At 68.7% G+C, this 22,448-nt stretch carries 20 protein-coding genes; 15 read left to right on the top strand and 5 right to left on the bottom strand.

The window, feature by feature from the left end; genetic code table 11:
* Positions 1 to 32: 32 nt before the first annotated feature.
* Complete coding sequence (locus AC6I9V_RS07755; RefSeq protein ID WP_497898959.1) at positions 33 to 962, bottom strand: alpha/beta fold hydrolase; 930 nt, start codon at positions 960 to 962, stop codon at positions 33 to 35.
* A gap of 77 nt (positions 963 to 1,039) precedes the next feature.
* On the opposite strand from AC6I9V_RS07755, the gene lysS reads away from it, so the two are divergent.
* The 4 genes from lysS (at position 1,040) to AC6I9V_RS07735 (ending at position 6,082) form a co-directional block, all read left to right on the top strand.
* On the top strand, positions 1,040 to 2,563 hold the full coding sequence (lysS, locus tag AC6I9V_RS07750) for a lysine--tRNA ligase (protein WP_497898958.1): 1,524 nt from the start codon (positions 1,040 to 1,042) through the stop codon (positions 2,561 to 2,563).
* A 2-nt stretch (positions 2,564 to 2,565) separates the two neighbouring features.
* Positions 2,566 to 2,754, top strand: coding sequence for a hypothetical protein (locus AC6I9V_RS07745; RefSeq protein ID WP_349413500.1), 189 nt, complete (start codon positions 2,566 to 2,568; stop codon positions 2,752 to 2,754).
* Positions 2,755 to 2,891: 137 nt separating this feature from the next.
* Positions 2,892 to 3,218: a histone-like nucleoid-structuring protein Lsr2 gene (locus AC6I9V_RS07740; RefSeq protein WP_349413499.1), complete on the top strand. Its 327-nt coding sequence runs from the start codon at positions 2,892 to 2,894 to the stop codon at positions 3,216 to 3,218.
* A gap of 371 nt (positions 3,219 to 3,589) precedes the next feature.
* On the top strand, positions 3,590 to 6,082 hold the full coding sequence (locus tag AC6I9V_RS07735) for an ATP-dependent Clp protease ATP-binding subunit (protein ID WP_349413498.1): 2,493 nt from the start codon (positions 3,590 to 3,592) through the stop codon (positions 6,080 to 6,082).
* Between the two features lie 94 nt (positions 6,083 to 6,176).
* Here AC6I9V_RS07735 and AC6I9V_RS07730 read toward each other — a convergent pair whose 3' ends face one another.
* Positions 6,177 to 6,623 (bottom strand): QcrA and Rieske domain-containing protein, encoded by a 447-nt coding sequence (locus tag AC6I9V_RS07730; protein ID WP_349413496.1) that lies wholly within the window; start codon positions 6,621 to 6,623, stop codon positions 6,177 to 6,179.
* A gap of 125 nt (positions 6,624 to 6,748) precedes the next feature.
* On the opposite strand from AC6I9V_RS07730, the gene AC6I9V_RS07725 reads away from it, so the two are divergent.
* From AC6I9V_RS07725 to dhaM, 6 genes are all read left to right on the top strand, one after another.
* On the top strand, positions 6,749 to 8,896 hold the full coding sequence (locus tag AC6I9V_RS07725; protein WP_497898957.1) for a S9 family peptidase: 2,148 nt from the start codon (positions 6,749 to 6,751) through the stop codon (positions 8,894 to 8,896).
* 55 nt (positions 8,897 to 8,951) lie between these two features.
* Positions 8,952 to 9,461, top strand: a complete 510-nt coding sequence (locus tag AC6I9V_RS07720) for an amino-acid N-acetyltransferase (protein WP_349413494.1) — start codon at positions 8,952 to 8,954, stop codon at positions 9,459 to 9,461.
* 142 nt (positions 9,462 to 9,603) lie between these two features.
* A complete protein-coding gene (locus tag AC6I9V_RS07715; RefSeq protein ID WP_497898956.1) occupies positions 9,604 to 9,744 on the top strand; it encodes a hypothetical protein in 141 nt (46 codons plus the stop codon).
* A 95-nt stretch (positions 9,745 to 9,839) separates the two neighbouring features.
* Positions 9,840 to 10,841, top strand: coding sequence for a dihydroxyacetone kinase subunit DhaK (gene dhaK, locus AC6I9V_RS07710; RefSeq protein WP_349413492.1), 1,002 nt, complete (start codon positions 9,840 to 9,842; stop codon positions 10,839 to 10,841).
* Positions 10,842 to 10,843: 2 nt separating this feature from the next.
* Complete coding sequence (gene dhaL / locus AC6I9V_RS07705; protein ID WP_497898955.1) at positions 10,844 to 11,470, top strand: dihydroxyacetone kinase subunit DhaL; 627 nt, start codon at positions 10,844 to 10,846, stop codon at positions 11,468 to 11,470.
* Positions 11,467 to 12,141: a dihydroxyacetone kinase phosphoryl donor subunit DhaM gene (gene dhaM, locus AC6I9V_RS07700; protein WP_497898954.1), complete on the top strand. Its 675-nt coding sequence runs from the start codon at positions 11,467 to 11,469 to the stop codon at positions 12,139 to 12,141. The genes dhaL and dhaM overlap by 4 nt, the downstream gene beginning before the upstream one ends.
* A 29-nt stretch (positions 12,142 to 12,170) precedes the next feature.
* On the opposite strand, the gene AC6I9V_RS07695 is transcribed toward dhaM, so the two are convergent.
* On the bottom strand, positions 12,171 to 12,989 hold the full coding sequence (locus AC6I9V_RS07695; RefSeq protein WP_497898953.1) for an iron-sulfur binding domain-containing protein: 819 nt from the start codon (positions 12,987 to 12,989) through the stop codon (positions 12,171 to 12,173).
* A gap of 255 nt (positions 12,990 to 13,244) precedes the next feature.
* On the opposite strand from AC6I9V_RS07695, the gene AC6I9V_RS07690 reads away from it, so the two are divergent.
* Complete coding sequence (locus AC6I9V_RS07690; protein ID WP_497898952.1) at positions 13,245 to 13,934, top strand: hypothetical protein; 690 nt, start codon at positions 13,245 to 13,247, stop codon at positions 13,932 to 13,934.
* 78 nt (positions 13,935 to 14,012) lie between these two features.
* Here the strand turns inward: AC6I9V_RS07690 and disA are convergent, their stop codons facing one another.
* Positions 14,013 to 15,089 (bottom strand): DNA integrity scanning diadenylate cyclase DisA, encoded by a 1,077-nt coding sequence (disA, locus tag AC6I9V_RS07685; RefSeq protein ID WP_138767775.1) that lies wholly within the window; start codon positions 15,087 to 15,089, stop codon positions 14,013 to 14,015.
* Between the two features lie 331 nt (positions 15,090 to 15,420).
* Here disA and AC6I9V_RS07680 point away from each other — a divergent pair, with 331 nt between their 5' ends.
* Positions 15,421 to 17,034: a peptide chain release factor 3 gene (locus AC6I9V_RS07680; protein WP_497898951.1), complete on the top strand. Its 1,614-nt coding sequence runs from the start codon at positions 15,421 to 15,423 to the stop codon at positions 17,032 to 17,034.
* A gap of 223 nt (positions 17,035 to 17,257) precedes the next feature.
* Positions 17,258 to 18,628, top strand: coding sequence for a protein kinase domain-containing protein (locus AC6I9V_RS07675; protein WP_497898950.1), 1,371 nt, complete (start codon positions 17,258 to 17,260; stop codon positions 18,626 to 18,628).
* A gap of 12 nt (positions 18,629 to 18,640) precedes the next feature.
* Here the strand turns inward: AC6I9V_RS07675 and AC6I9V_RS07670 are convergent, their stop codons facing one another.
* Positions 18,641 to 19,843, bottom strand: coding sequence for a PucR family transcriptional regulator (locus AC6I9V_RS07670; protein WP_349413485.1), 1,203 nt, complete (start codon positions 19,841 to 19,843; stop codon positions 18,641 to 18,643).
* Positions 19,844 to 19,942: 99 nt separating this feature from the next.
* Here AC6I9V_RS07670 and AC6I9V_RS07665 point away from each other — a divergent pair, with 99 nt between their 5' ends.
* Together AC6I9V_RS07665 and AC6I9V_RS07660 are read left to right on the top strand one after the other, a co-directional pair.
* A complete protein-coding gene (locus AC6I9V_RS07665; protein WP_497898949.1) occupies positions 19,943 to 21,013 on the top strand; it encodes a ferredoxin reductase in 1,071 nt (356 codons plus the stop codon).
* A gap of 13 nt (positions 21,014 to 21,026) precedes the next feature.
* On the top strand, positions 21,027 to 22,232 hold the full coding sequence (locus tag AC6I9V_RS07660) for a fatty acid desaturase family protein (protein ID WP_497898948.1): 1,206 nt from the start codon (positions 21,027 to 21,029) through the stop codon (positions 22,230 to 22,232).
* Positions 22,233 to 22,448: the final 216 nt, after the last annotated feature.

Here is a 22,448-nt window from a genome sequence, read left to right as displayed (position 1 = left end):
ACATAGGTCGCCCCCGATTCTAGTGCCAGACCTCAGCGGCCCAGCCGCAGCCGGCGCCGGAATCCCAGCCGCGCCGGAGTGCCGGAGCCGAGCAGGAACCTGGCCGCCATCAGGGACAGCCGGCGGTTCCCGGGCCGGATTGGACCTTCATGCAGCTGGCCCGGCACCACGGCGAACTCGATCGACGGGACTGCTGCCGCGAGCTGCCGCCCGGTTTCGGCGAAGTAGTCCGGGCTCCAGCCGCCGGTGAGCATCAGCGTGGGTGTGGTGACGGCGGCGAAGTCGGCGAGCTCTGCGTCGGCGGCCAGCACGGCGCGCATTTCCGCGACGGCCGTGGGCAGCAGCTCCCGCATCTGAGCGCCGACGGTGGTCCGGGCCGAGAGGATACTGAGCATACGCAGGGCGCCGAGCGGCAGTTTCGACACCGGGCCCGCGGTCTCCAGCCCCTGGACCAGGTGCGCCCACGCCGCGTCCAGCTCGCCGGCCGCCACCGAACGCTCCAGTTCGGGCCGCCAGCGGCTAGCGAGGTTCCCGGCGAGCGACACGGCGGCGTCGTACGTCACCAGGCGCCGGATCGGCACACTGCGGGCCGCCTGCAGCGCCACGAACCCGCCGTAGCTGTGCGCGAAGACGTCCGTGGAGCCCGTCCCGCGCAGCACCGCAGCCAGGTCGGCCACCTCGGTCGCCGCCGAGTAGTCCGCGGGCTGCGGCGAGGACCCGGCCCGGCCGCGCCGGTTGTAGCAGTGCACCGGGCGGCCCAGCAGCCGCGCGAGGCTCCGGGCGAACGGGCGGTACAGGGCGGCGGTGATCAAGGTCCCGTGCACCACGACGACGCCGGCCCCTGCCGCCGGGTCCGGCGCGGCTTCCGACGGCGCTTCCGATCGCGCTCCCGGCGCGGGCCTGAACGTGTTCAGCTCGAGGTGCCCCTCGCCGTCGTCGGTCCGAATCGTCCACGTCTCCATAGCTGTGAGTGTATTCCCGGTCTATTCCCGCCCCTCCCGCACCGGCCGGTCCCGAATGCCCGGTAAACTTAGGGATTGTGACTTCCCAAAACACCCCTGACCCGAACGAGCACTCCGACGCCAGCGAACAGACCCTGGTCCGTATGGAGAAGCGCGCCAAGTTGATCGAACGCGGCATCGAGGCATATCCGGTGGGGGTCGAGCGGACGCATTCGCTGACTGAGATCCGCGAAAAGTACGCCCACCTCGTGGCCGACGAGACCACCGGCGACGTCGTCGGCGTGACCGGCCGCATCGTCTTCATCCGCAACACCGGCAAGTTGTGCTTCGCCACCCTGCAGGAGGGCGGTGTGGATGGCAAGGCCGTCCGGCTGCAGGTCATGCTCAGCCTGGCCAACATCGGCGAGGAGGCGCTCGCGGACTGGAAGTCCCTCGTGGACCTCGGCGACCACGTTTTCATCAAGGGCGAGGTCATCTCCTCGCGCCGCGGCGAGCTCTCCGTGATGGCCGAGTCCTGGTCGATGGCGTCCAAGGCGCTGCGGCCGCTGCCGGTGCTGCACGCTGAACTCAACGAGGAAACCCGCGTCCGCCAGCGCTACGTGGACCTCATTGTCCGCGACGAGGCCCGCGAAATGGTCTACACCCGGGCCGCGATCACCCGCTCCATCCGCGAAACCCTGCACCGCCAGGGCTACGTCGAGGTCGAGACCCCCATGCTCCAGCTGGTGCACGGTGGGGCAACCGCCCGCCCGTTCGAGACGCACATGAACGCCTTCGACCAGAAGATGACGCTGCGCATCGCCACCGAGCTGTATCTCAAGCGCACCGTCGTCGGCGGAATCGACCGGGTTTACGACATGGGCCGCGTGTTCCGCAACGAGGGCGTCGACTCCACGCACAGCCCCGAGTTCACCACCCTGGAGTCCTACGAAGCCTGGGCCGACCAGTTCGTGATGGCCGACCGGATCAAGGAAATCATCCTCGACGCCGCCGACGCCGCCGGTGTGGGCCGCGTGCTGCAGACCGAGGCCGGCGAGATCAACCTCGACGGCGACTGGGCCTGGATGGCCGTGTACCCGGGCCTCTCCGACTTCGTGGGCCAGGACATCACCCCGGAGACCCCCGTCGCGGAACTGCTGGCCCTCGCCGCCAAGCACGAGGTCAAGGTCGACGCCGGCTGGGACGCCGAGAAGCTTGTGGTCGAGCTCTTCGGCGAGCTGGTCGAACCCACGCTGCTCAACCCCACCTTCGTCTACGACTACCCGCCCTCCGCGCAGCCGCTGGCGCGCCACCACCGCGAAGACAACCGGCTGATCGAGGCCTGGGACCTGATCATCGGCGGGATGGAGCGCGGCACCGCATTCTCCGAGCTGATTGACCCGGTCATCCAGCGCGACCGGCTCACCGAGCAGTCCCGCCGGTCCGCCGCCGGCGACGTCGAAGCGATGCAGCTGGACGAGGACTTCCTCCGCGCGCTCGAATACGGCGCCCCGCCGATGGGCGGGATCGGCCTCGGCATCGACCGGCTGGTCATGCTCTTCACCGGCGCCGGCATCCGCGAGACCATCCTCTTCCCGCTGCTCAAGCCCGAGGGCCACTGAGCATGGAGTACATTGCCGTCCTGCTCCCATCCGTTGTGGTTGGACTCATTTTCTGGTTCGCCATGAAGTCGATCTTCAACGCAGACAAGTCCGAACGCCAGGCTGAAGCGCGCGCCCAGGCGGAGGCGGCGGCCCGCGGGCAGGAACAGAATCCCGCTCCGGAAAACGGGCATTCCCCCGAACAGCGCTAAAACCGGCAGTTATTCCTTCCTGTGGATTTTCTTTGGACGGGCTTTTCCGCTTTGACTCGCGGCCATAAAAGGATAGATACTTTTTACAGATACATCCTGCTTTTCTAAATACTCGTCCTTTTGAAAAGAGAGTCTTTATGGCACAGAAAGTTAAAATCATCCTCGTTGATGATCTGGATGGGGGATCCGCGGACGAAACTGTCCGGTTTGGCCTGGACGGCGTCAGTTATGAAATTGACCTGTCGTCCGGCAATGCGTCTGAACTCCGCTCGGCACTTGAGCGGTACGTAGGCCATGCACGTAAAACATCAAGCGGCCGGGCAACCCGGACTAAAGTAACCAGCGGCCGCAATCAGGACTCGGCGCAGATCCGGCAGTGGGCCCGGGACAACGGCTATGCGGTAAACAGTCGCGGCCGTATCCAGGCTGAAATTCAGGAAGCGTACCAAAAGGCGAATTCCTAGCTTCCGGCCGCGCCCGTACTCGGCCCGCACCCGGCGTGCCGGTGCATTTTCCAGTGACAAAGCCCCTGCCTTCCGGCGGGGGCTTTGTCATGTGCGCCGTCCGGTAGTGGCGGCGCCGTCGCGTTCCCGCCCGGTTACCGGCTGGGAATGCCGCCATTAGCCGGGGACACGCCGTGCCGTGCGGGTTTCGGCCGCAGTAACCGGGCGGGAGCGCAGCCACTCCCGGGCCCGAGTGCGGGCACCGGGCGGCCGCCTTCGTCCACGGATGTGACGCCACCGGCCCGCCCCGGTTTCCCCCGTGGCGAACAAGCCACAAATCTCGAACTCCGCCACGTAGCATCAAAGTACGTCGTAGCTAGGAGTGTGGCGAAATGTTTGAGCGATTTACGGACCGTGCCCGTCGCGTAGTTGTGCTTGCCCAAGAAGAGGCACGCATGCTGAACCACAATTACATCGGCACCGAACACATCCTCTTGGGCCTGATCCATGAGGGTGAAGGTGTTGCCGCCAAAGCCCTCGAATCCCTGAGCATCTCGCTCGACGGAGTGCGCGAGCAGGTACAGGAGATCATCGGCCAGGGCCAGCAGGCCCCGTCCGGCCACATCCCTTTCACCCCGCGCGCCAAGAAGGTGCTGGAGCTCTCGCTGCGCGAGGCCCTGCAGCTGGGCCACAACTACATCGGCACCGAGCACATCCTGCTCGGCCTCATCCGCGAGGGTGAAGGTGTGGCTGCCCAGGTGCTGGTCAAGCTCGGAGCGGACCTGAACCGGGTCCGTCAGCAGGTCATCCAGCTGCTCTCCGGCTACCAGGGCAAGGAAACCACCGGTGCAGGCGTTGGCCCCGGCCAGGCCGAAGGCACCCCCGCCGGCTCGGTCGTCCTCGACCAGTTCGGCCGGAACCTGACCCAGGCCGCGCGGGAAAACAAGCTGGACCCCGTGATCGGCCGCGAGCAGGAAATGGAACGCGTTATGCAGGTCCTTTCCCGCCGCACCAAGAACAACCCGGTGCTGATCGGTGAGCCCGGCGTCGGCAAGACCGCCGTCGTCGAGGGCCTGGCCCAGGCGATCGTGCGCGGCGACGTGCCGGAGACCATCAAGGACAAGCAGCTGTACACGCTGGACCTCGGGTCCCTCGTGGCCGGCTCCCGCTACCGCGGTGACTTCGAAGAGCGCCTGAAGAAGGTCCTCAAGGAAATCCGCACCCGCGGCGACATCATCCTCTTCATCGACGAGATCCACACCCTGGTGGGTGCCGGCGCGGCCGAGGGTGCCATCGACGCGGCCTCGATCCTGAAGCCCATGCTGGCCCGCGGCGAGCTCCAGACCATCGGCGCCACCACGCTGGACGAGTACCGCAAGCACATCGAAAAGGACGCCGCGCTGGAGCGCCGCTTCCAGCCGATCCAGGTCAAGGAACCCTCCGTCGCCGACGCGATCGAGATCCTGAAGGGCCTGCGTGACCGCTACGAGGCGCACCACCGCGTCACCATCACCGACGGCGCCCTCGCCTCGGCGGCCAGCCTCTCCGAACGCTACATCTCGGACCGCTTCCTGCCGGACAAGGCGATCGACCTGATCGACGAGGCCGGCGCCCGGCTGCGCATCCGTCGGATGACCGCCCCGCCGGAACTCAAGGTCATGGACGAGAAGATCTCGGCCATGAAGCTGGAGAAGGAATCCGCGATCGACGCGCAGGACTTCGAAGGCGCCGCCTCGCTGCGCGACAAGGAGCAGAAGCTCATTGCCGAACGCGCCGAGAAGGAACGCCAGTGGAAGACCGGCGGCATGGACGACATCTCCGAGGTGGATGAGGATCTCATCGCCGAGGTGCTGGCGAACTCCACCGGCATCCCGGTCTTCAAGCTCACCGAGGAAGAGTCCTCGCGCCTGCTGAAGATGGAAGACGAACTGCACAAGCGTGTGGTCGGCCAGAACGAGGCCATCAAGGCCCTGTCCCAGGCGATCCGCCGCACCCGCGCAGGCCTGAAGGACCCGAAGCGTCCGGGCGGCTCGTTCATCTTCGCCGGCCCCACCGGCGTCGGCAAGACCGAGCTGGCCAAGGCCCTCGCGGAGTTCCTCTTCGGCGAGGAAGACGCGCTGATCACCCTGGACATGTCCGAGTACTCGGAGAAGCACACCGTCTCGCGGCTCTTCGGTGCCCCTCCGGGCTACGTGGGCTACGAGGAGGGCGGCCAGCTGACCGAGAAGGTCCGCCGTCGTCCATTCTCCGTGGTCCTGTTCGACGAGGTGGAGAAGGCCCACGCCGACCTCTTCAACTCGCTGCTGCAGATCCTGGAAGACGGCCGCCTGACCGACTCCCAGGGCCGCGTGGTGGACTTCAAGAACACCGTGATCATCATGACCACGAACCTCGGCACCCGGGACATCTCCAAGAGCGTTGCCACCGGCTTCCAGTCGGGCACGGACACGCAGACCGGCTACAACCGGATGCGCGCCCGGGTCACGGAGGAGCTCAAGCAGCACTTCCGCCCCGAGTTCCTGAACCGTGTTGACGACGTTGTGGTGTTCCCGCAGCTGACCCAGGACGAGATCATCGAGATCGTCGACCTGTTCGTCACCCGCCTCGAGAAGCGACTCAAGGACAAGGACATGGGCATCGAGCTCACGCCCGCGGCCAAGGTGCTCCTGGCGACCCGCGGCTACGACCCCGCGATGGGCGCCCGGCCGCTGCGCCGCACCATCCAGCGCGAGATCGAGGACCAGCTCTCCGAAAAGATCCTCTTCGGCGAACTGCACTCCGGCGACATCGTGGTGGTGGATGTGGAGGGCGAAGGCGACAACGCGAAGTTCACCTTCGCCGGCAACGCCAAGCCGCGCATCCCGGAGATCGCTCCGAGCGTCTAGGCGCCAGGCAGGTACAACGCCAAAGAAAGGCCCCGGCCGCTTCCCTCAAGGAGGCGGCCGGGGTTTTTTGCTGCGCTCACACTGTGGCGGGGCGTCAGGCGCTGACGGTGATCCATTCGCCGTCGAGCGCGGCCGTCAGCCTGGCCAGCGGCGAGCGGGCAGGACCATTGACCACGCTGCCGTCGGCGCCCTTGAACGAGGAACCATGGCAGGGGCAGGCGAAGTCCGCCCCGGCAGGCGCCACCGGGCAGCCGGCATGGGTGCAGGTCGCGTCGTACGCCAGGACGGTCTTCTCATCCGGCCGGAAGATCACCACCGTCTTGCCGTTCACCTTCCCGGTGGCCGTGCCGCCCACCGAGACGTCGCTGAGCTTGCCGACCCTGACGGCGGTGCCGGCCGGTACCGCGGGCTCCGCCGCCGCAGTGGAGGCCGCGGTGCCGGTGCCGGGGCCGGCGCAGGCGGAGAGGGCCAGGGCGCCGCCGCCCAGGGCGCCGGCACCGAGCAGAAGGGAGCGTCGGGGGAGGGGCGTTTCAGGATTCATGGACCCATCATGCCAACTGACTCTGGACGTCCGCCGTGTTTTCCGGATAAAGAGATCTGAAAGCAGTGTTTCACTCAGAGTGAACGGGGTGTGATCCGCGGCACAGGGGGTGTTGAATCAGGGGCATGGCTTCTACCGATCCCCGCACCCTGGGCGAACACCCCGAAACCCCGTTCCACGACCTGGACCACTACCTCGCCATCCCGAAGGTCAGCGGCCTGGCCCTGAGCCCCGACGGCAAACGGCTCGTCACCACCGTGGCCACCCTCAACGACAAGGGCACCGAATACCGCACCGCGCTGTGGGAACTGGATCCGGAGGGCAACAAGCAGGCCCGGCGGATCACCCGCAGCGCCAAGGGCGAGGCCGGGGCCGTGTTCGCCGCCGACGGCAAGCTCTACTTCACCTCCGCCCGCCCGGATCCCGAAAACCCGGACACCGAGCCGGTCAACGCACTGTGGGTCCTGCCGGCCGACGGCGGCGAGGCCCGCGTGGCGCTCTCCCGCGCCGGCGGCGTCAGCGGGCTCCTGGCCGCCAGGGACGCCGATGCCCTGTTCGTGACGGCATCCGTGCTCGCCGGCTCCACGGACGAGGACAACGACGAGGACCGCCGCAAGGCGCGCCAGGACAACAAGGTGGCCGCGATCCTGCACAGCGGCTATCCGGTGCGCTACTGGGACGCGGACCTGGGGCCAGCGCAGCCCCGGCTGTTCGCCGTCGAACCCGGCCCAGAGCCGGAGCCGGGCAAACCGGCCACGGTCGACGCCGCCCCGCCGGTCCGCCTGCGCAACCTGACCCCCGACGCCGGAAACGGGCTGCGCGAGGCCGACATGGTCGCCAGCCCGGACGGCAAGACCCTCTTCAGCAGCTTCACCAAACCGCTCGCCAATGCCGACTCCCGCACCGTGCTGGTGGCCGTCGACGTCGCCAGCGGCACCCGGCGGGTCCTGCTCGACACCGAGGGCATGAGCTACTTCCCGGGCCCGGTCAGCCCCAACGGCCGCACCCTGGTGGTGCTCAGCGAGACCGACACCACCCCGGAGCAGGCTCCCCGGGTCGCGCTGCACCTCCTGGACGTCTCGGGCGACGGCGCCGAGTCTGACTCCGACTCGGACTCCGACGGTGCCGGCCTGGTGCCGCTCGCCTCCGGCTGGGACCGCTGGGCCCGGCCCGCGGCCTGGCTGCCGGACGGCTCGGCCGTGCTCGTGACCGCTGACGAGGACGGGGCCTCCCCGGTGTTCCGGATCGCCGTGACCGGCCCCACCGGCCGGGACGCTGAGCCGGTCCGGCTGACGCGCGACAGAGCCGCCTACACCGACGTCGCCGTCGCCCCGGACGGCCGCAGTGCCTTTGCGCTGCGGAGCTCCTACGAATTCCCGGCGGAAGCCGTGCGGATCGACCTGTCCAGCGGCGACGTCACCCGCCTTCCCGCCCCCGCCGAACGTCCCGCCTACCGCGGCGTGCTCGAGCGGGTGGAGGCGACCTCGGCGGGCGGCGACCGGGTGCCCGGATACCTGGCGATGCCCGAGGGCGCCTCGGCCGGCAACCCGGCGCCGCTGCTGCTCTGGATCCACGGCGGCCCGCTGGGCTCGTGGAATGCCTGGACTTGGCGCTGGAATCCGTGGCTGCTCGTGGCCAGGGGGTACGCGGTGCTGCTCCCGGACCCGGCGCTTTCGACCGGGTACGGACAGGAGCACATCCAGCGCGGCTGGGGCGAGTGGGGCAACGCGCCCTTCCAGGACCTGATGGCGATCACCGACGCCGTGGTGCGCCGCCCGGACATCGACGAGACGCGCACTGCGGCCATGGGCGGCTCCTTCGGCGGCTACATGGCCAACTGGGTCGCGGGCCACACGGACCGGTTCAAGGCGATCGTCACCCACGCCAGCCTCTGGGCCCTGGACCAGTTCGGCCCGACGACGGACTCCGCGCAGTACTGGCTCAAGGAGATGACGGCAGAGATGGCCGCGGAGAACTCCCCGCACCTGCACGTGGAGAACATCCGCACCCCCATGCTGGTTATCCACGGCGACAAGGACTACCGGGTGCCGATCGGCGAGGGGCTGCGGCTCTGGTACGAACTGCTCTCCAAGTCCGCACTGGCGGCCGACGAAAACGGTGAGACCGACCACCGCTTCCTCTACTTCCCGGACGAGAACCACTGGATCCTGCAGCCGCAGCACGCCAAGGTCTGGTACGGCGTCGTCGAGCACTTCCTCGCCAGGCACCTGCTGGACAAAGACCTCCCCGTCCCGGACGAGCTCGGCCTCTGATCCGCGCGGGGCCGGCCGAAGGAGCGCCGCCGGGCCCGCGCCGTAGGATTGGGCTGTGACTGAGACGATCCGCATCCGCCCTGCCCGCACGTCCGACGTCGCCGCCATCAAGACCCTCGTGGCGCCCCTGGCCGACCAGCGGATCCTCATGGCCAAGGAAACCGTGGCCTACTATGAAAGCCTCCAGGAGTTCCGGATCGCCGAAGCGGCCGACGGCGAGGTGATCGGCTGCGGGGCGCTGCACGTGATGTGGGAGGACCTGGCCGAGGTGCGCACCCTGGCCACCTCGGACGCCTGGCGCGGCAAGGGTGTGGGGCACCTGCTGGTGGAGCGCCTGCTCGAGGACGCGAGGGCGCTGGGCATCTCCCGGGTGTTCTGCCTGACCTTCGAGGTGGAGTTCTTCAAGAAGCACGGCTTCGACGTGATGGCGGACCAGACGGCGGTGGACCCGGTGGTGTACTCGGAACTGTTGCGCTCGCATGACGAAGGTGTCGCCGAATTCCTGGACCTGGCGCGGGTCAAGCCGAACACGTTGGGCAACACCCGGATGATCCGGACGCTGTAGGCCGCCGCTGTCCGGGGCGAGGGGTCTTCCGCTAAATCAACTTGGTGGATAAACTGATCCCGGCCCGATGGGGCGGGCCGCCAGCTTCCGGAGGCAGAAATTGCAGAATCGCGTGATTTTTCCAGATTTCTCCGCATTCCAAATGACAGTCGACGCCGTTCCGCTGCCGCCGGACCCGTCCGGCGGGGACAGCACCGGTTCCACGCACCGGCCGCGCCGCCAGGACGCGCTCGGCGCCGACGCGTGGCCCGGTTTCACCCCCGAGGCAGCGCCCCGGACCTGACCTGCGGTGGTGGTTGAATCCGGAGCCTACCGCTGGCCGGGCCCCGGTAGTAGGGTCTAATCAAGCAGCCAGGACACCATCCAGGGAGCACAGCCATGAAGAAACTCATCAATGATCCCAAAGCCGTGGTCGACGAGTCAGTGGAAGGGTTCGGGCTGGCCCATGCCGACCTCGTGACCGTCCACCCGGATCCGAAATTCATTGTCCGCAAGGACGCTCCGGTGGCGGGCAAGGTCGGCCTCGTCTCCGGCGGCGGCAGCGGCCACGAGCCCCTGCACGGCGGCTACGTCGGAATGGGCATGCTCGATGCCGCGGTGCCCGGCGCGGTCTTCACCTCGCCCACCCCGGACCAGATCCTGCCGGCCACCCTCGCGGTGAACTCCGGCGCCGGCGTCGTGCACATCGTGAAGAATTACACCGGCGACGTACTGAACTTCGAGACCGCCGCGGAGCTGGCGCAGGCCGAAGGGGTGGAGGTGCGCACGGTGCTGGTCAACGACGACGTCGCCGTGCAGGACTCGCTCTACACGGCTGGGCGCCGCGGTGTGGGCGGCACCGTCCTCGTCGAGAAAATCGCCGGCGCGGCGGCCGAACGCGGCGACAGCCTCGACGCGGTGGCCGCCATCGGCGACCGAGTCAACCAGAACGTGCGCAGCATGGGCGTCGCCCTGAGCGCCTGCACCGTCCCGCACGCCGGAGTGCCCAGCTTCGAGCTCGAGGAAAACGAAATCGAGATCGGCATCGGCATCCACGGCGAGCCCGGCCGGCACAAAATTCCCATGGAGGCCGCGGACGGCATCACCGACCGCCTGCTGGACCCGGTGGTCAGCGACCTCGGCCTCAACTCCGGCGACAAGGTGCTGCTGTTCGTCAACGGCATGGGCGGCACGCCGGCGAGCGAGCTGTACATCGTCTACCGCCGGGCCGCGCAGCGACTCGCGGACCAAGGCGTCACCGTGGCGCGCTCGCTGGTGGGCAACTACATCACGTCGCTGGAGATGCAGGGCTGCTCAATCACCGTCCTGCGCCTCGACGATGAGATGACCGGGCTCTGGGACGCGCCCGTCCACACGCCCGCCCTTCGCTGGGGCGTCTGAACGTGGGGCTGGACGTCAACTGGGCCGTGCGGTGGCTGACGCTGGCCGCGGAGGCCATGGCCGAGCACCGGGTTGAACTCATCGAACTGGACCGCCCCATCGGGGACTCCGACCACGGCGAAAACATGGACCGCGGCTTCAGGGCCGTGATGGATAAGCTCGCCGAAACCCCGCCCGAAACGGCCGGGGCGGCGCTGAAACTGACCGCCATGACCCTGATGTCGAAGGTGGGCGGGGCGGCCGGCCCGCTGTACGGAACGGCCTTCCTGCGCGCCGCCACCGCCCTCGGGGACGCCGAAGACATCGACGCCGGCATGCTGGCCGCGGCCCTGCAGGCGGCCCGCGACGGCATCGTGGCCCGCGGCAAGGCCGAGTCGGGGGACAAAACGATGGTGGATGCCTGGACCCCCGCCGTCGACGCATCAGCCGCCGCAGCCGGCGACGGCGACGTGCACAAGGTCCTGGCCGCCGCGGCCGAGGCGGCCGAGGCAGGGGCCGTGTCCACCGATCCGATGCTGGCCCGTAAGGGACGCGCCAGCTATTTGGGGGAGCGCAGCATCGGCCACCGGGACCCGGGAGCGGTCTCCAGCGCCCTGATCCTGCGCGCCGCGTCGGGGGCCGCCGGATGACCGTCCGGCTCGTCGTCGTCTCGCACAGCGAAAAGATTGCCGACGGCGCCGTCGAACTCGCCGCTCAAATGGCGCCGGACGTCCTGATCATCGCCGCGGGCGGCACCGACGACGGCCGGATCGGAACCAGCCTGGAGAAGGTCATGGCCGCGCTGGAACGGGCCGCCGGCGGGGGCGGCGTTGTGGTGCTGACCGACCTTGGGTCCGCCGTTATGACGGCCGAGTCTGCGGTGGAGTTCGCCGCGGAACCGGAGTCCATCCACCTCGCCGACGCCCCGCTGATCGAAGGCCTGGTCGCCGCCGCGGTCTCGGCCCAGGCCGGGGCGGACGCCGAGACCGTGAAGGAGGCGGCCGAAGCCGTTTACCGGCCGCCGGCCCACCCGCACGGGCCCGAGCACGAACACCAGCAGCCGCCGGACGCCCAGGGCGACTTCGAACTCGTCAACCAGGCCGGGATGCACGCCCGGCCGGCGGCGAAAATTGCCGGCGGCCTGGCCGGAATGGACGCCGATGTCACCGTCAACGGCGTGGACGGCGCGTCCATGACCGAGCTCATGATGCTCGGTGCCGTCAAGGGGACCGTGCTGCACGTCGAGGCCAGCGGCCCGGACGCGGGCAGGGCCGTGGACTATCTGGGATCCCTGATCCAGGCCGGCTTCGGGGAACCCTGACCCGGCGCGGAAGTCGCAACCCGGAAGGCTCAGCCGGGAAGCCGCAGGCCGCCGTCGTGAAGCTCGGCCAGGCCATCGCTGAGCAGCCCGGTCACCGCGCGTTCCAGCTGCTCCGGCGCCGAGTTGAGCCGGTGCAGCGCCGCGAGCGGAACACCGATCCCGTCCGCTTCGAAGCCCAGATCCACCGGGGCGCGTTCCAGCAGATCGCGGGCCACCGGAAATACGGCCACACGCAGGACGGCGAGCACGGCTCCGCGCACCTGCCGGTCCGTCCCGTGCCAGGCCTGCCCCCTGGGCGTGTAGCTGGGCGGCGGTTCGCCGGCGGCGAGCCACGCGCAGGCGTCACGGACCGGGCATTCACCGCATTTCGGCGCCCGGGCGGTGCACACCAGCGCCCCTAGTTCCATCACGGCGGCGTTCCACCGCACCGATGCGCCGTCGTCGTCGGGCAGCAGTTGTGCTGCCAGCTTCATCTCGGCGGCCGTCAGGGCGGGCGCCGGCAACGCGGCTCCGGTGACGAGACGGGCATGGACCCGGCGGATGTTCGTGTCCACCACCGTCTCCCGGCGGCCGAACGCAAACGCGGCGACGGCGGCCGCCGTGTAGGCCCCGACGCCGGGGAGCTCCAGCAGGTCCGGGTAGCGGCCGGGGACCTGGCCTCCATGGTTGTCCACGATCGCGACGGCGGCCGCGTGCAGCCGCAACGCCCGGCGCGGATATCCCAGCCGGCCCCAGGACCGGACCGCCTCGCCGGCGGCCTCCCGGGCCAGGTCGGCCGGAGCCGGCCAGCGCTTGAGCCATTCCGTCCAGACCGGCAGGACCCGGACCACGGGCGTCTGCTGAAGCATGATCTCGCTGACCAGCACACCCCAGGCGGAGCAGTCCGGCGCCCGCCATGGAAGGTCGCGGGCGGTGTCCTCGAACCAGTCCGCGACGGCGGCGTGCAGGCGGGCAAGGGCAACGGCTGGAACGGCCGGGGCGGCCCGCAGGGCGGGGGAATCGGCTAAGGCTTTGATCGGTCCAGCTTAATAGAGATGCGGGCCATAGTGCCGCCAGCGGCGTGGTTGGCAGGCAGAACCCGCCGCGTTCTCTAGCCTAGAAGAATGGTCAGGCAAGGCAACTCAGGCACGCACGGTTCGGGACCGAAGGCGTCTGCCAGGGCACAGACCAGCGGAAACCCTGCACGGAAGCCGGTCAGCCCCGTCTACCGCCGCCGCCGGCTGTTCGTCGGGGCCATCCTGCTGCTGGTGCTCGCCCTCGCCGTGGGCGGTTTTGTGGCCATCTCCAACGCCCTCAACGATGCCGCGCCGGCGGCTACGGCCAGCGGAACCCCGCAGCAGGAACAGCCGGGCAGCACCCCGCCGCCCAGCCCGCAGCAGACCGCAGCGGCCACACCTAGCCCGAGCACGGGCTGCGACGAGAAGCTGCTCACCGTCGCCGCGGCCACCGACAAGGCCGCCTACGCGCCCGGCGAGAAGCCGCTGCTGACCCTGAAGGTCAGCAACGGGAACCGGGTCCCGTGCGAGGTTAACATCGGGACGTCGCAGATGGAATACGTGGTCACCAGCGGTTCGGACCGGATCTTCTCCTCCAAGGACTGCCAGATCGAGAGCAGCGACGTGGTCAAGACGATCGCCCCCGGCCAGAGCGAGACGGCGAACTTCCCGTGGGCCCGCAACCGCTCGGTGGAGGGCTGCACCGCGGTGGCGGCCCAGCCCGCGGCGGGCACCTACGTGTTCACTGCCCGGCTGGGCAACAAGACCAGCCCGAAGGCCGTCTTCCAGCTCGGCTGAACCTCATCGATTGCCCCGCAACGGCCCTTTTCCGGGCCCAAAAGGGCCGTTACGGAGCAATCGACGGGACTCAGGGGCCTAGAGGAACCGGTCCAGCAGGCTCGCCTCGGCCATCCGGCTCAGGCCCTCGCGGACGGTCCGGGCACGCTGGTCGCCGATGCCGTCCACGGTCATCAGGTCATCGATTGTGGCGGCCATCAGGAACTGCAGCCCGCCAAAGTGGTCCACCAGGCGGTCGGCGACGGCCTTGGGCACCGCCTTCAGCCCGGACAGCAGGCGGTAGCCGCGCGGCTGCACGACGGCGTCGAGGTTCGCCTCCCCGCCGGCGAAGCCGACGATCCCGGCGATTTTGCCGAGGTCGATCAGCTCGGTGGGGCCCAGGTTCACGAGGGCCTTGACGGCCTTCTCGATGTCCTCCGCCGAGGCGTGCGGGCCGGAATAGTCCCGGATGATCACGTCGCTGCCGGGCCCGCGGCCCACCGTCAGCTCGTCCAGCTGGAGCGAGAGCAGCCGGCCGTCCTCGCCGAGTTCCAGCACGTATTGGGAGATCTCCTCGGAGATGCGCCGCACCATCTCCTGGCGCTGCAGGGTCACGGCGACGTCGCGCACCGTCACCATGGCCTCGATTTCCAGGGCGGACAGCGAGCTGGTCACCTGGTCCAGGCGCGAACGGTAGCGCTCCAGGGTTGCCAGGGCCTGGTTGGCGCGTGCCAGGACCTTCTCGGAGCCTTCCAGGACGTGGCGCAGGCCGTTGACGTACAGCGCGATGATCTGCATTGACTGGCTCACCGAGATAACCGGAACGCCGGTCTGGATGGCAACCCGTTCGGCGGTCCGGTGCCGGGTGCCCGATTCCTGGGTCTCGATGCTGGAGTCCGGCACCAGCTGGACCGCCGCGCGCAGGATGTTGCTCGCGTCCTTGTCGCAGACAATGGCGCCGTCCATTTTGGCCAGTTCGCGCAGCCGGGTGGGGGAGAAGTCGATCCCGATTTCGAAGCCGCCGGAACAGATGGATTCGATGGTCCGGTCGATGCCCAGCACAATCAGGGCGCCGGTCCGTCCGCGCAGGATGCGTTCGAGCCCGTCCCGCAGGGCCGTCCCCGGTGCCACCCTGGCCAGAGTCGCCTTGAGTGCATCTTCGGGGCTCCGAGCCATAGGTTTTCCCTTCAAAGGTGCGGTCCGCTGCCCGCAAGTGCGCCGGTTTTCGTCGGTTTTCCAACGTTTTCCGGCAAGAACAAAGTGCCCGGTTTCCCGTAAGCACCATCATAGGGGTACCGGAGGGCTGTTTCCGCACGAACAAGCCTCAAAGTGGCCCATTCCGGCCCGCACCTGAGGCCCCCAAGGATGGCCAAAGCTGTCTTTGCGGTAAAGCGCATTTTTGGGCCGCCGCCCGGGCGCGCCCCCGCCTGCGATAAACTTGAAGCCTTGGGTGTACCGCGGGCTCTCCGCGCCGTGACCCGTCCACAGCCGCAGCGAAAGTAGCACCGTGTCTCAAGAAGTCCACAGCCCCGCCCGAGTCCAGGAGATTCACAAGCAGGCAGCCCGGCGCCGGACCTTCGCAGTCATTTCCCACCCCGACGCCGGCAAGTCCACGCTGACCGAGGCGCTCGCCCTGCATGCGAAGGTGATCGGCACCGCCGGTGCCTCCAGCGGCAAGGCCAACCGCAAGGAAACCGTCTCCGACTGGATGCAGATGGAAAAGGACCGCGGCATCTCCATCAGCTCCGCGGCCCTGCAGTTCGCCTACCGCGACACCGTCATCAACCTGCTGGATACCCCGGGCCACGCGGACTTCTCCGAGGACACCTACCGGGTGCTCGCCGCCGTCGACTGCGCCGTGATGCTCGTGGACGCCGCCAAGGGCCTGGAAACCCAGACCATGAAGCTTTTCGAGGTCTGCAAGCAGCGCAACCTGCCCATCATCACCGTGATCAACAAGTGGGACCGGCCGGGCCTGGATGCCCTCGCGCTCATGGATGAGATCACCGAACGCACCGGCCTGCAGCCCATGCCGCTGACCTGGGCGGTGGGCATCTCCGGCGACTTCCGCGGCGTCTGGGACCTGCGCAACGACCGCTTCGCCCGGTTCCAGCGCAACAACGCCGGCGCCAACATCGCCCTCACCGAGTACTTCACCCCGGAGCAGGCCGCCGCCAGCCAGGGCGGGGACTGGTCCAATGCCGTTGACGAGGCCGGTCTCGTGATCGAATCCAACCTCGCGTTCGACGTCGACGCCTTCCACGCCGGCAAGGCGACGCCGATCCTGTTCAGCTCTGCCGCGCTGAACTTTGGCGTGAAGGAAATCCTCGACGCCCTGGTGGACTTCGCGCCGCCCGCCGCCCCCCGGCCCGACGTCGAGGGCGACCCGCGGCCCGTTGACGCCCCGTTCGCCGGGTTCGTCTTCAAGGTCCAGGCCGGCATGAACAAGGCCCACCGCGACCACGTCGCGTTCATCCGGGTCTGCTCCGGCGTCTTCGAACGCGGCATGGTGGTCACCCAGGGCCGGACCGGGAAGTCCTTCGCCACGAAGTACGCCCAGCAGGTCTTCGGCCGCGAACGCGAGGTGATCGACGAGGCCTTCCCCGGCGACGTTGTTGGCCTGGTGAACGCCTCCTCGCTGCGTGTCGGGGACAGCCTGTTCCTGGAGAAGCCGGTGGAGTTCCCCGCCATCCCGCTGTTCGCCCCCGAGCATTTCCAGGTGGCACGCTCCAAGGACCCCAGCCGCTTCAAGCAGTTCCGCCGCGGCATCGAACAGCTCGAACACGAGGGCGTCATCCAGGTGCTCCGCTCCGACATCCGCGGCGACCAGGCACCCGTGCTGGCCGCCGTCGGCCCGATGCAGTTCGAGGTGGTCGAGGACCGGATGGCGCACGACTTCAGCGCCCCGATGCGGCTCGAGCGGCTTCCGTACTCACTGGCCCGGATCACGACGGCGGACGCCATGCCGGCCCTGGCGAATGTGCCGGGCGCAGAGGTGCTGCTGCGCTCCGACGGGGAGTACCTGGCACTGTTCAACGACATCTGGGCGCTGCGCCGGATCGAGAAGAACCACCCGGACCTCACGCTTGTGCCGATCGGCACCCACAACCCCGCAAAGTAGCCGCCGGACAGCCGTCCGGAGTAGCCGCCGGACAGCCGTCCGGACTTCCAGCCGGGGCCCCGCCGGGGTGCCCGGAATAACCCGCCGCAGGGTCTTCCTGAATCCGCTTTCCGCGGTATCATAAGTAACCTTGCTAATTGCGCGGGCGCTGGCCGACTGGCTGGCTTAGGACTGATCCGCCCGATTCCCCGTGCGGACCCGTATCGAGGGAACAGCAAACTCGTTGACAATAACTCTGGAATCCGGCTTTCTGCTGAGCGGGCGGTACCGGATTGAAGCCCTCATTGGCAGGGGAAGCCAATCTACCGTCTACCGTGCGCACGATGAGCTGCTCCGGCGCGAAGTGGCGGTCAAGCTCTTCCGCAACGATGCGGACGATTTTGAGCGTACCCGCCGGCAGGGGCAGGAAGTGCGGATCCTCGCCGGGATGAGCCACCATGCCCTGGTCACGCTGTACGACGCCGGCGCCGACCTGAGCCATCCGGGCTCCCGGCTGACCTACCTGGTGATGGAACTTGTCCCCGGACAGGACCTGCGCCGCCGGTCCCTGCTGGGCCCGCTGTCCGCCGCGCACATGGCCCACATCGGTTACGACCTGGCGGACGGACTGTCCTACATCCACCACCACGGGATCGTGCACCGGGACATCAAGCCCGCCAACATCCTGCTGGTGGACTACAGCAGCGACGACCGCCGCCCCCGCGCCAAGCTGACCGACTTCGGCGTCGCGGCAATCCTCGGCCATGACCGCGCCGACGACGACGGCGGCACCTCCGGGACGCCGGCCTACCTCAGCCCCGAGCAGGCCGCCGGCGAACCCGCCGGCCCGGCGAGCGACATCTACTCCCTTGGGCTCGTGCTGCTCGAAGGGCTGACCGGAAAGATGGCCTACCCCGGCGCGCCGATCCAGTCCGCCGTCGCCAGACTGCTGCAGGACCCGCAGATTCCGGAAGAACTCGCCCCCATGTGGGTGGCGCTGCTGTCCTCGATGCTGTCCCGCGACCCGGCCGCGAGGCCGCACGCCCGGGAAGTCTCACTGGCGCTGCGCCAGGAAGTCATCAACAGCGCGGCCCGGCACCGGCTGGACCGCACGGCGGGGCCAAACGACGAGGAGGGCCGGATGCGCGCCGTCGAGCGCTACCGCATCCTCGACACCCCCGGCGACGGCACCTTCGACCGGATCGTGTCGCTCGCCGCCCGGCTGTTTTCGGTACCGGTCGCGATCGTCAGCATTGTGGACCACGACCGGATCTGGTTCAAGGCCCACCACGGCACGGATGTCACCGAGATCGGCCGCGACCCCGGGCTGTGCGCCTCGGCGATCCTGCAGGACGGGCCCTGGATCATCGAGGACGCCTCGACGGACCCCAGGACCCTGACCAACCCGCTGGTGGCGGGCGAGTTCGGACTGCAGTTCTACGCCGGAGTCCCGCTGCGCACCCCGGACGGCCACAACCTCGGCACATTCTGCATCCTGGACCGGGAGCCGCGGGAGTTCAGCGCCGAGGACACTAAATCGCTGGAAGACCTCGCCGCGATTGTGATGAACGATCTTGAGATGCGGCTTCAGGGCCGGGAGGCGATCGCCAGCTAGCGGCGTCGCTGTCTAACGCTTACCGGCGTGGAGCGCGAGCTCCAGCTCAAACCGCGCCGTCGGGTCCTCCAGCGCATCGCCGAAGAGCTCCCGAAGCTGGGCCGCCCGGTAGCCCACGGTCTGCGGGTGGATGCCAAGCTCCGCTGCCACCGGCGCGCGCTGGCCCCAGTGGCGCAGCCAGGAGAGCAGCGTTTCGGCCAGGCGCTCGCGCTGCGCCGGGCGGAGCCCCTCCAGCGGAGCGAGCCGGCGGTTCGCAAGTTCGGCGATGGCGGAGGGCTCGGCGCCCAGGATCACCGCCGAGAGGTGTTCGTCGGCCCAGATCGGCGGGTCCTCGGGGCCGTCCCGGTGCGGCAGGACCGACGCCGCCAGCACCGCCAGCCGCAGGGAATCGGGCACCTTTTCCCAGCCGCCGGCCGGGCCCACGGAGGCGCCGCGGCCCCGCAGTGCCTTCTCCAGGTCCTTCCGCGCGGACTTGGACTTGCGTGCCGGGACCAGCGCCACCGCGTCGGTCTCGCGTTCAATCACTAGCGTTCCCGGACCCAGCCGCAGCCGCAGTCCGGCGGCCCGGTCCACCGGCAGCGTCACCACCACCATGCGCTGGGGCAGCGACCAGTCCGCCATGGCCGCGGTCTGGCGCAGCGCCGCCTCGTCCGCCTGCCCCAGCAGCAGCAGGTCCAGCAGTTCGGTGCGGCGGCGGTCCACTGCGCCGGCGCGCTCGGACTGCTCAAAGGCGTACGCCTCCGCGCTGACCGCGGAGAGCTCGTCGATGTAGGCCAGGATCGACTCGCCAAGGTCCACCACCACATTCTGGCCCAGATGGTGCTCCACCGAGACCTTCGACATCTCGCGGAACGTCACGCGGGCACCCATCCGGTAGGCGCTCAGCAGCGCATCCATGCTCCTGCCCTGCCGGAACTCCCCGCTGCCCAGCCCCGCCACCAGCTGCCGGCTCTCCTCGGAGAGCGCCGGGAGCGTGGTGCCGGGAAGCTGCAGGAAGCGGTCCAGCGCCGTCGCAACGCCGCGCCGCAGCCCGCGCCCGAACCGGCCCTCGATCGGCCGGGCATAGGCGGGAACCAATTGCGGCACGGCCTCGATGATGGCCTCCACAATGCCGGGCATCCTGGGCCGGAGCATGTCGGAGACCTCCTTCGGCAGTGCCAGCCAGGGCGGGTCATATGCGGGATAGCCGGGGTGGCCGACGGGGGAAGCGTCCATCACAGGATTCCAAAAAGTTGTTGTGCGGGGATAGTTTATTAAGGTAGATCGTATGCCTTGGGTGAAGAATTATGACGCATGCCGACATAGGATTGGTAGATGATCCGGCTCCGTAAGCTGGCGCGCGCCGCATCTCTACTGACCACCCCCCTAGCTCCAGAAGACATTCTGTCGCTGTTCAACCCCGTGTTTTCCGCCCGCCAGTTGCGCGGCGTGGTCACCCGGGTGGTTCCAGAAACGGCCGATTCCGCCACCATTTTCTTCCGTCCCGGCCGAGGCTGGCAAGCACACCGGGCAGGCCAGTGGGCCCGCATCGGCGTCGAACTCAACGGCGTGCGCCACTGGCGCTCCTACTCGCTCAGTGCACCCGCCGGCGAGGACCCGGCCATCACCGTGACGGACATGGGGGCCGTCTCCGGCACACTCGTCCGCACTACCAAGCCGGGCGATGTCCTCTTCCTGGCCCCGCCGCAGGGCGACTTCGTCCTGCCGGAGCACCCGCGTCCGCTGCTGATGCTGACCGCCGGCAGCGGCATCACCCCGGTGATGTCGATGATCCGGACCCTGGTCCCGCACCGCCCCGACGCCGACGTCGTCCTGGTCCACACCGCCCGGACCGCGGAGGATGCCATCTTCCGTGAGGAACTGGCCGAACTGGCCGACCAATTCCCCAATTTCAAGGTCATCCACTGGTTCAGCGGCGAACGCGGGCGGTTGGACTTTGGCACCACCGAGGCGCTGGACGCGCTGTGCCCGGACTGGCGCGGACGCGCCGCCTACGCCTGCGGCCCGGAAGGTTTCCTCGACGACACCGAGGCGCTCTGGGAGGCGGAAACGGCAAGTACCGAACCCTCGGAGGCCAGCCTCACCATCGAGCGCTTCAGCACCAAACTCGCCGGCGGCGGAGGCCACGACGGCGGCCTGGTCACGTTCGAGGCCTCCGACCGCGAAGTCGAGGCCGACGGCGACACGCCCCTGCTCGACGTCGGCGAGGACGCCGGCGTCCTGATGCCCAGCGGCTGCCGGATGGGCATCTGCCACAGCTGCCTCATCCCCCTCCGGGCAGGCCAGGTCCGTGACCTGCGCACGGACGAAGTCCACGGCGAGCCCGGCCAACTAATCCAGACGTGTGTTTCGGCAGCCGCCGGACCCGTTAACCTCGACCTCTGAGGAGAACCACCGCATGACGATTGTTTCCGACAAGCCCGACGTATCCGAGGACGCTCCCCAGGGCGCCTCTGCCGCCGCCGCCAAGGCACCCGCCGCCGTAAAGAAGCGGCCCGGGGCACTCGCCGAGACGGGCAGCCCGCTGCTGCGCCCGCCCGCGGCCGCACACCTCTCCGACGAGCAGGTCGCCGAGCTCGGCCGTGAACTTGACGCCATCAAGGACGACATCCTCGCCAAGCGCGGTTCCTCGGACGCCGCCTACATCCGCCGGATGATCAAGATCCAGCGCGGCCTGGAGATCTCCGGCCGCGCGGCGCTGCTGGTCAGCAAGAACAAGGCCGCCTGGGCCGCCGGCACCACGCTGCTCAGCTTCGCCAAGATCCTGGAAAACATGGAACTGGGGCACAACATCCTGCACGGCCAGTGGGACTGGATGCGGGACCCGGACATCCACTCCACCACCTGGGAGTGGGACTTCGTCACCCCGGCGCGCTCCTGGCAGCACACCCACAACGACCTGCACCACCGCTGGACGAACGTCGTCGGCAAAGACAACGACATCGGGTACAACCTGCTGCGGATGGACCCGCAGCAGGAATGGAAGCCCTTCAACCTGGGCAACCCGCTGTACAACGCGCTGCTCGCCCCCGTCTTCGAGTGGGGCATCGCGATCTACGACCTCGAGCTCGTGGACTACAAGGAGGGCAACAAGTCCAAGGAGGCCCTGACCAAGGACCTCAAGGCGCTTGGCCGCAAGGCCCTCAAGCAGTTCACCAAGGACTACGCCGCCACGCCCGCCGTGGCCATGCTCACCGGCTCCGGCAAGCAGGCCCTCTACGGCACGCTCACCGCGAACGCGGTCCGCAACGTCTGGGCCCACGCGGTCATCTTCTGCGGCCACTTCCCGGACGGCACGGACACCTTCACCGAGGACATGGTCGACGGCGAGACCCGCGGCGACTGGTACGTGCGCCAGATGATCGGCTCGGCCAACATCTCCGGTTCCAAGTTCATGCACCTGATGACCGGCAACCTCTCGCACCAGATCGAGCACCACCTCTTCCCGGATCTGCCCTCCAACCGCTACGCCGAGGTGGCGCCCAAGGTGCAGGAGATCTGCAAGCGCTACGGCCTGCCGTACACCACCGGTCCGCTGCTGAAGCAGGTCGGCTCCACCTGGGCCAAGATCTTCAAGCTCGCGCTGCCGCCCAAAAAGGCTTAAGCGAGGGTGCACGAAGGGCGCCTGCCACTGCGGCATGCGCCCTTCGTGCGTCCAGTCGCCGGCGCTCCGGCCCGGTTACCGGGCCGGCGGGGGCGCCCCCGCTCCAGCAAACCCCGGCAATCCCCGCCCCGGGAGGCCTGGGTGCCGAGGTAACCGGGCGGGAACGTCGGCCCATGCTGGAGAGGTCGACGTCGACCGAGGCGTCCGCCGCCGGCA

The organism is Arthrobacter sp. SlRoot2-15, assembly GCF_059739345.1.
Note: the sequence above shows the minus strand (reverse complement) of the source record. Positions and strands in the feature narration are given on the sequence as shown.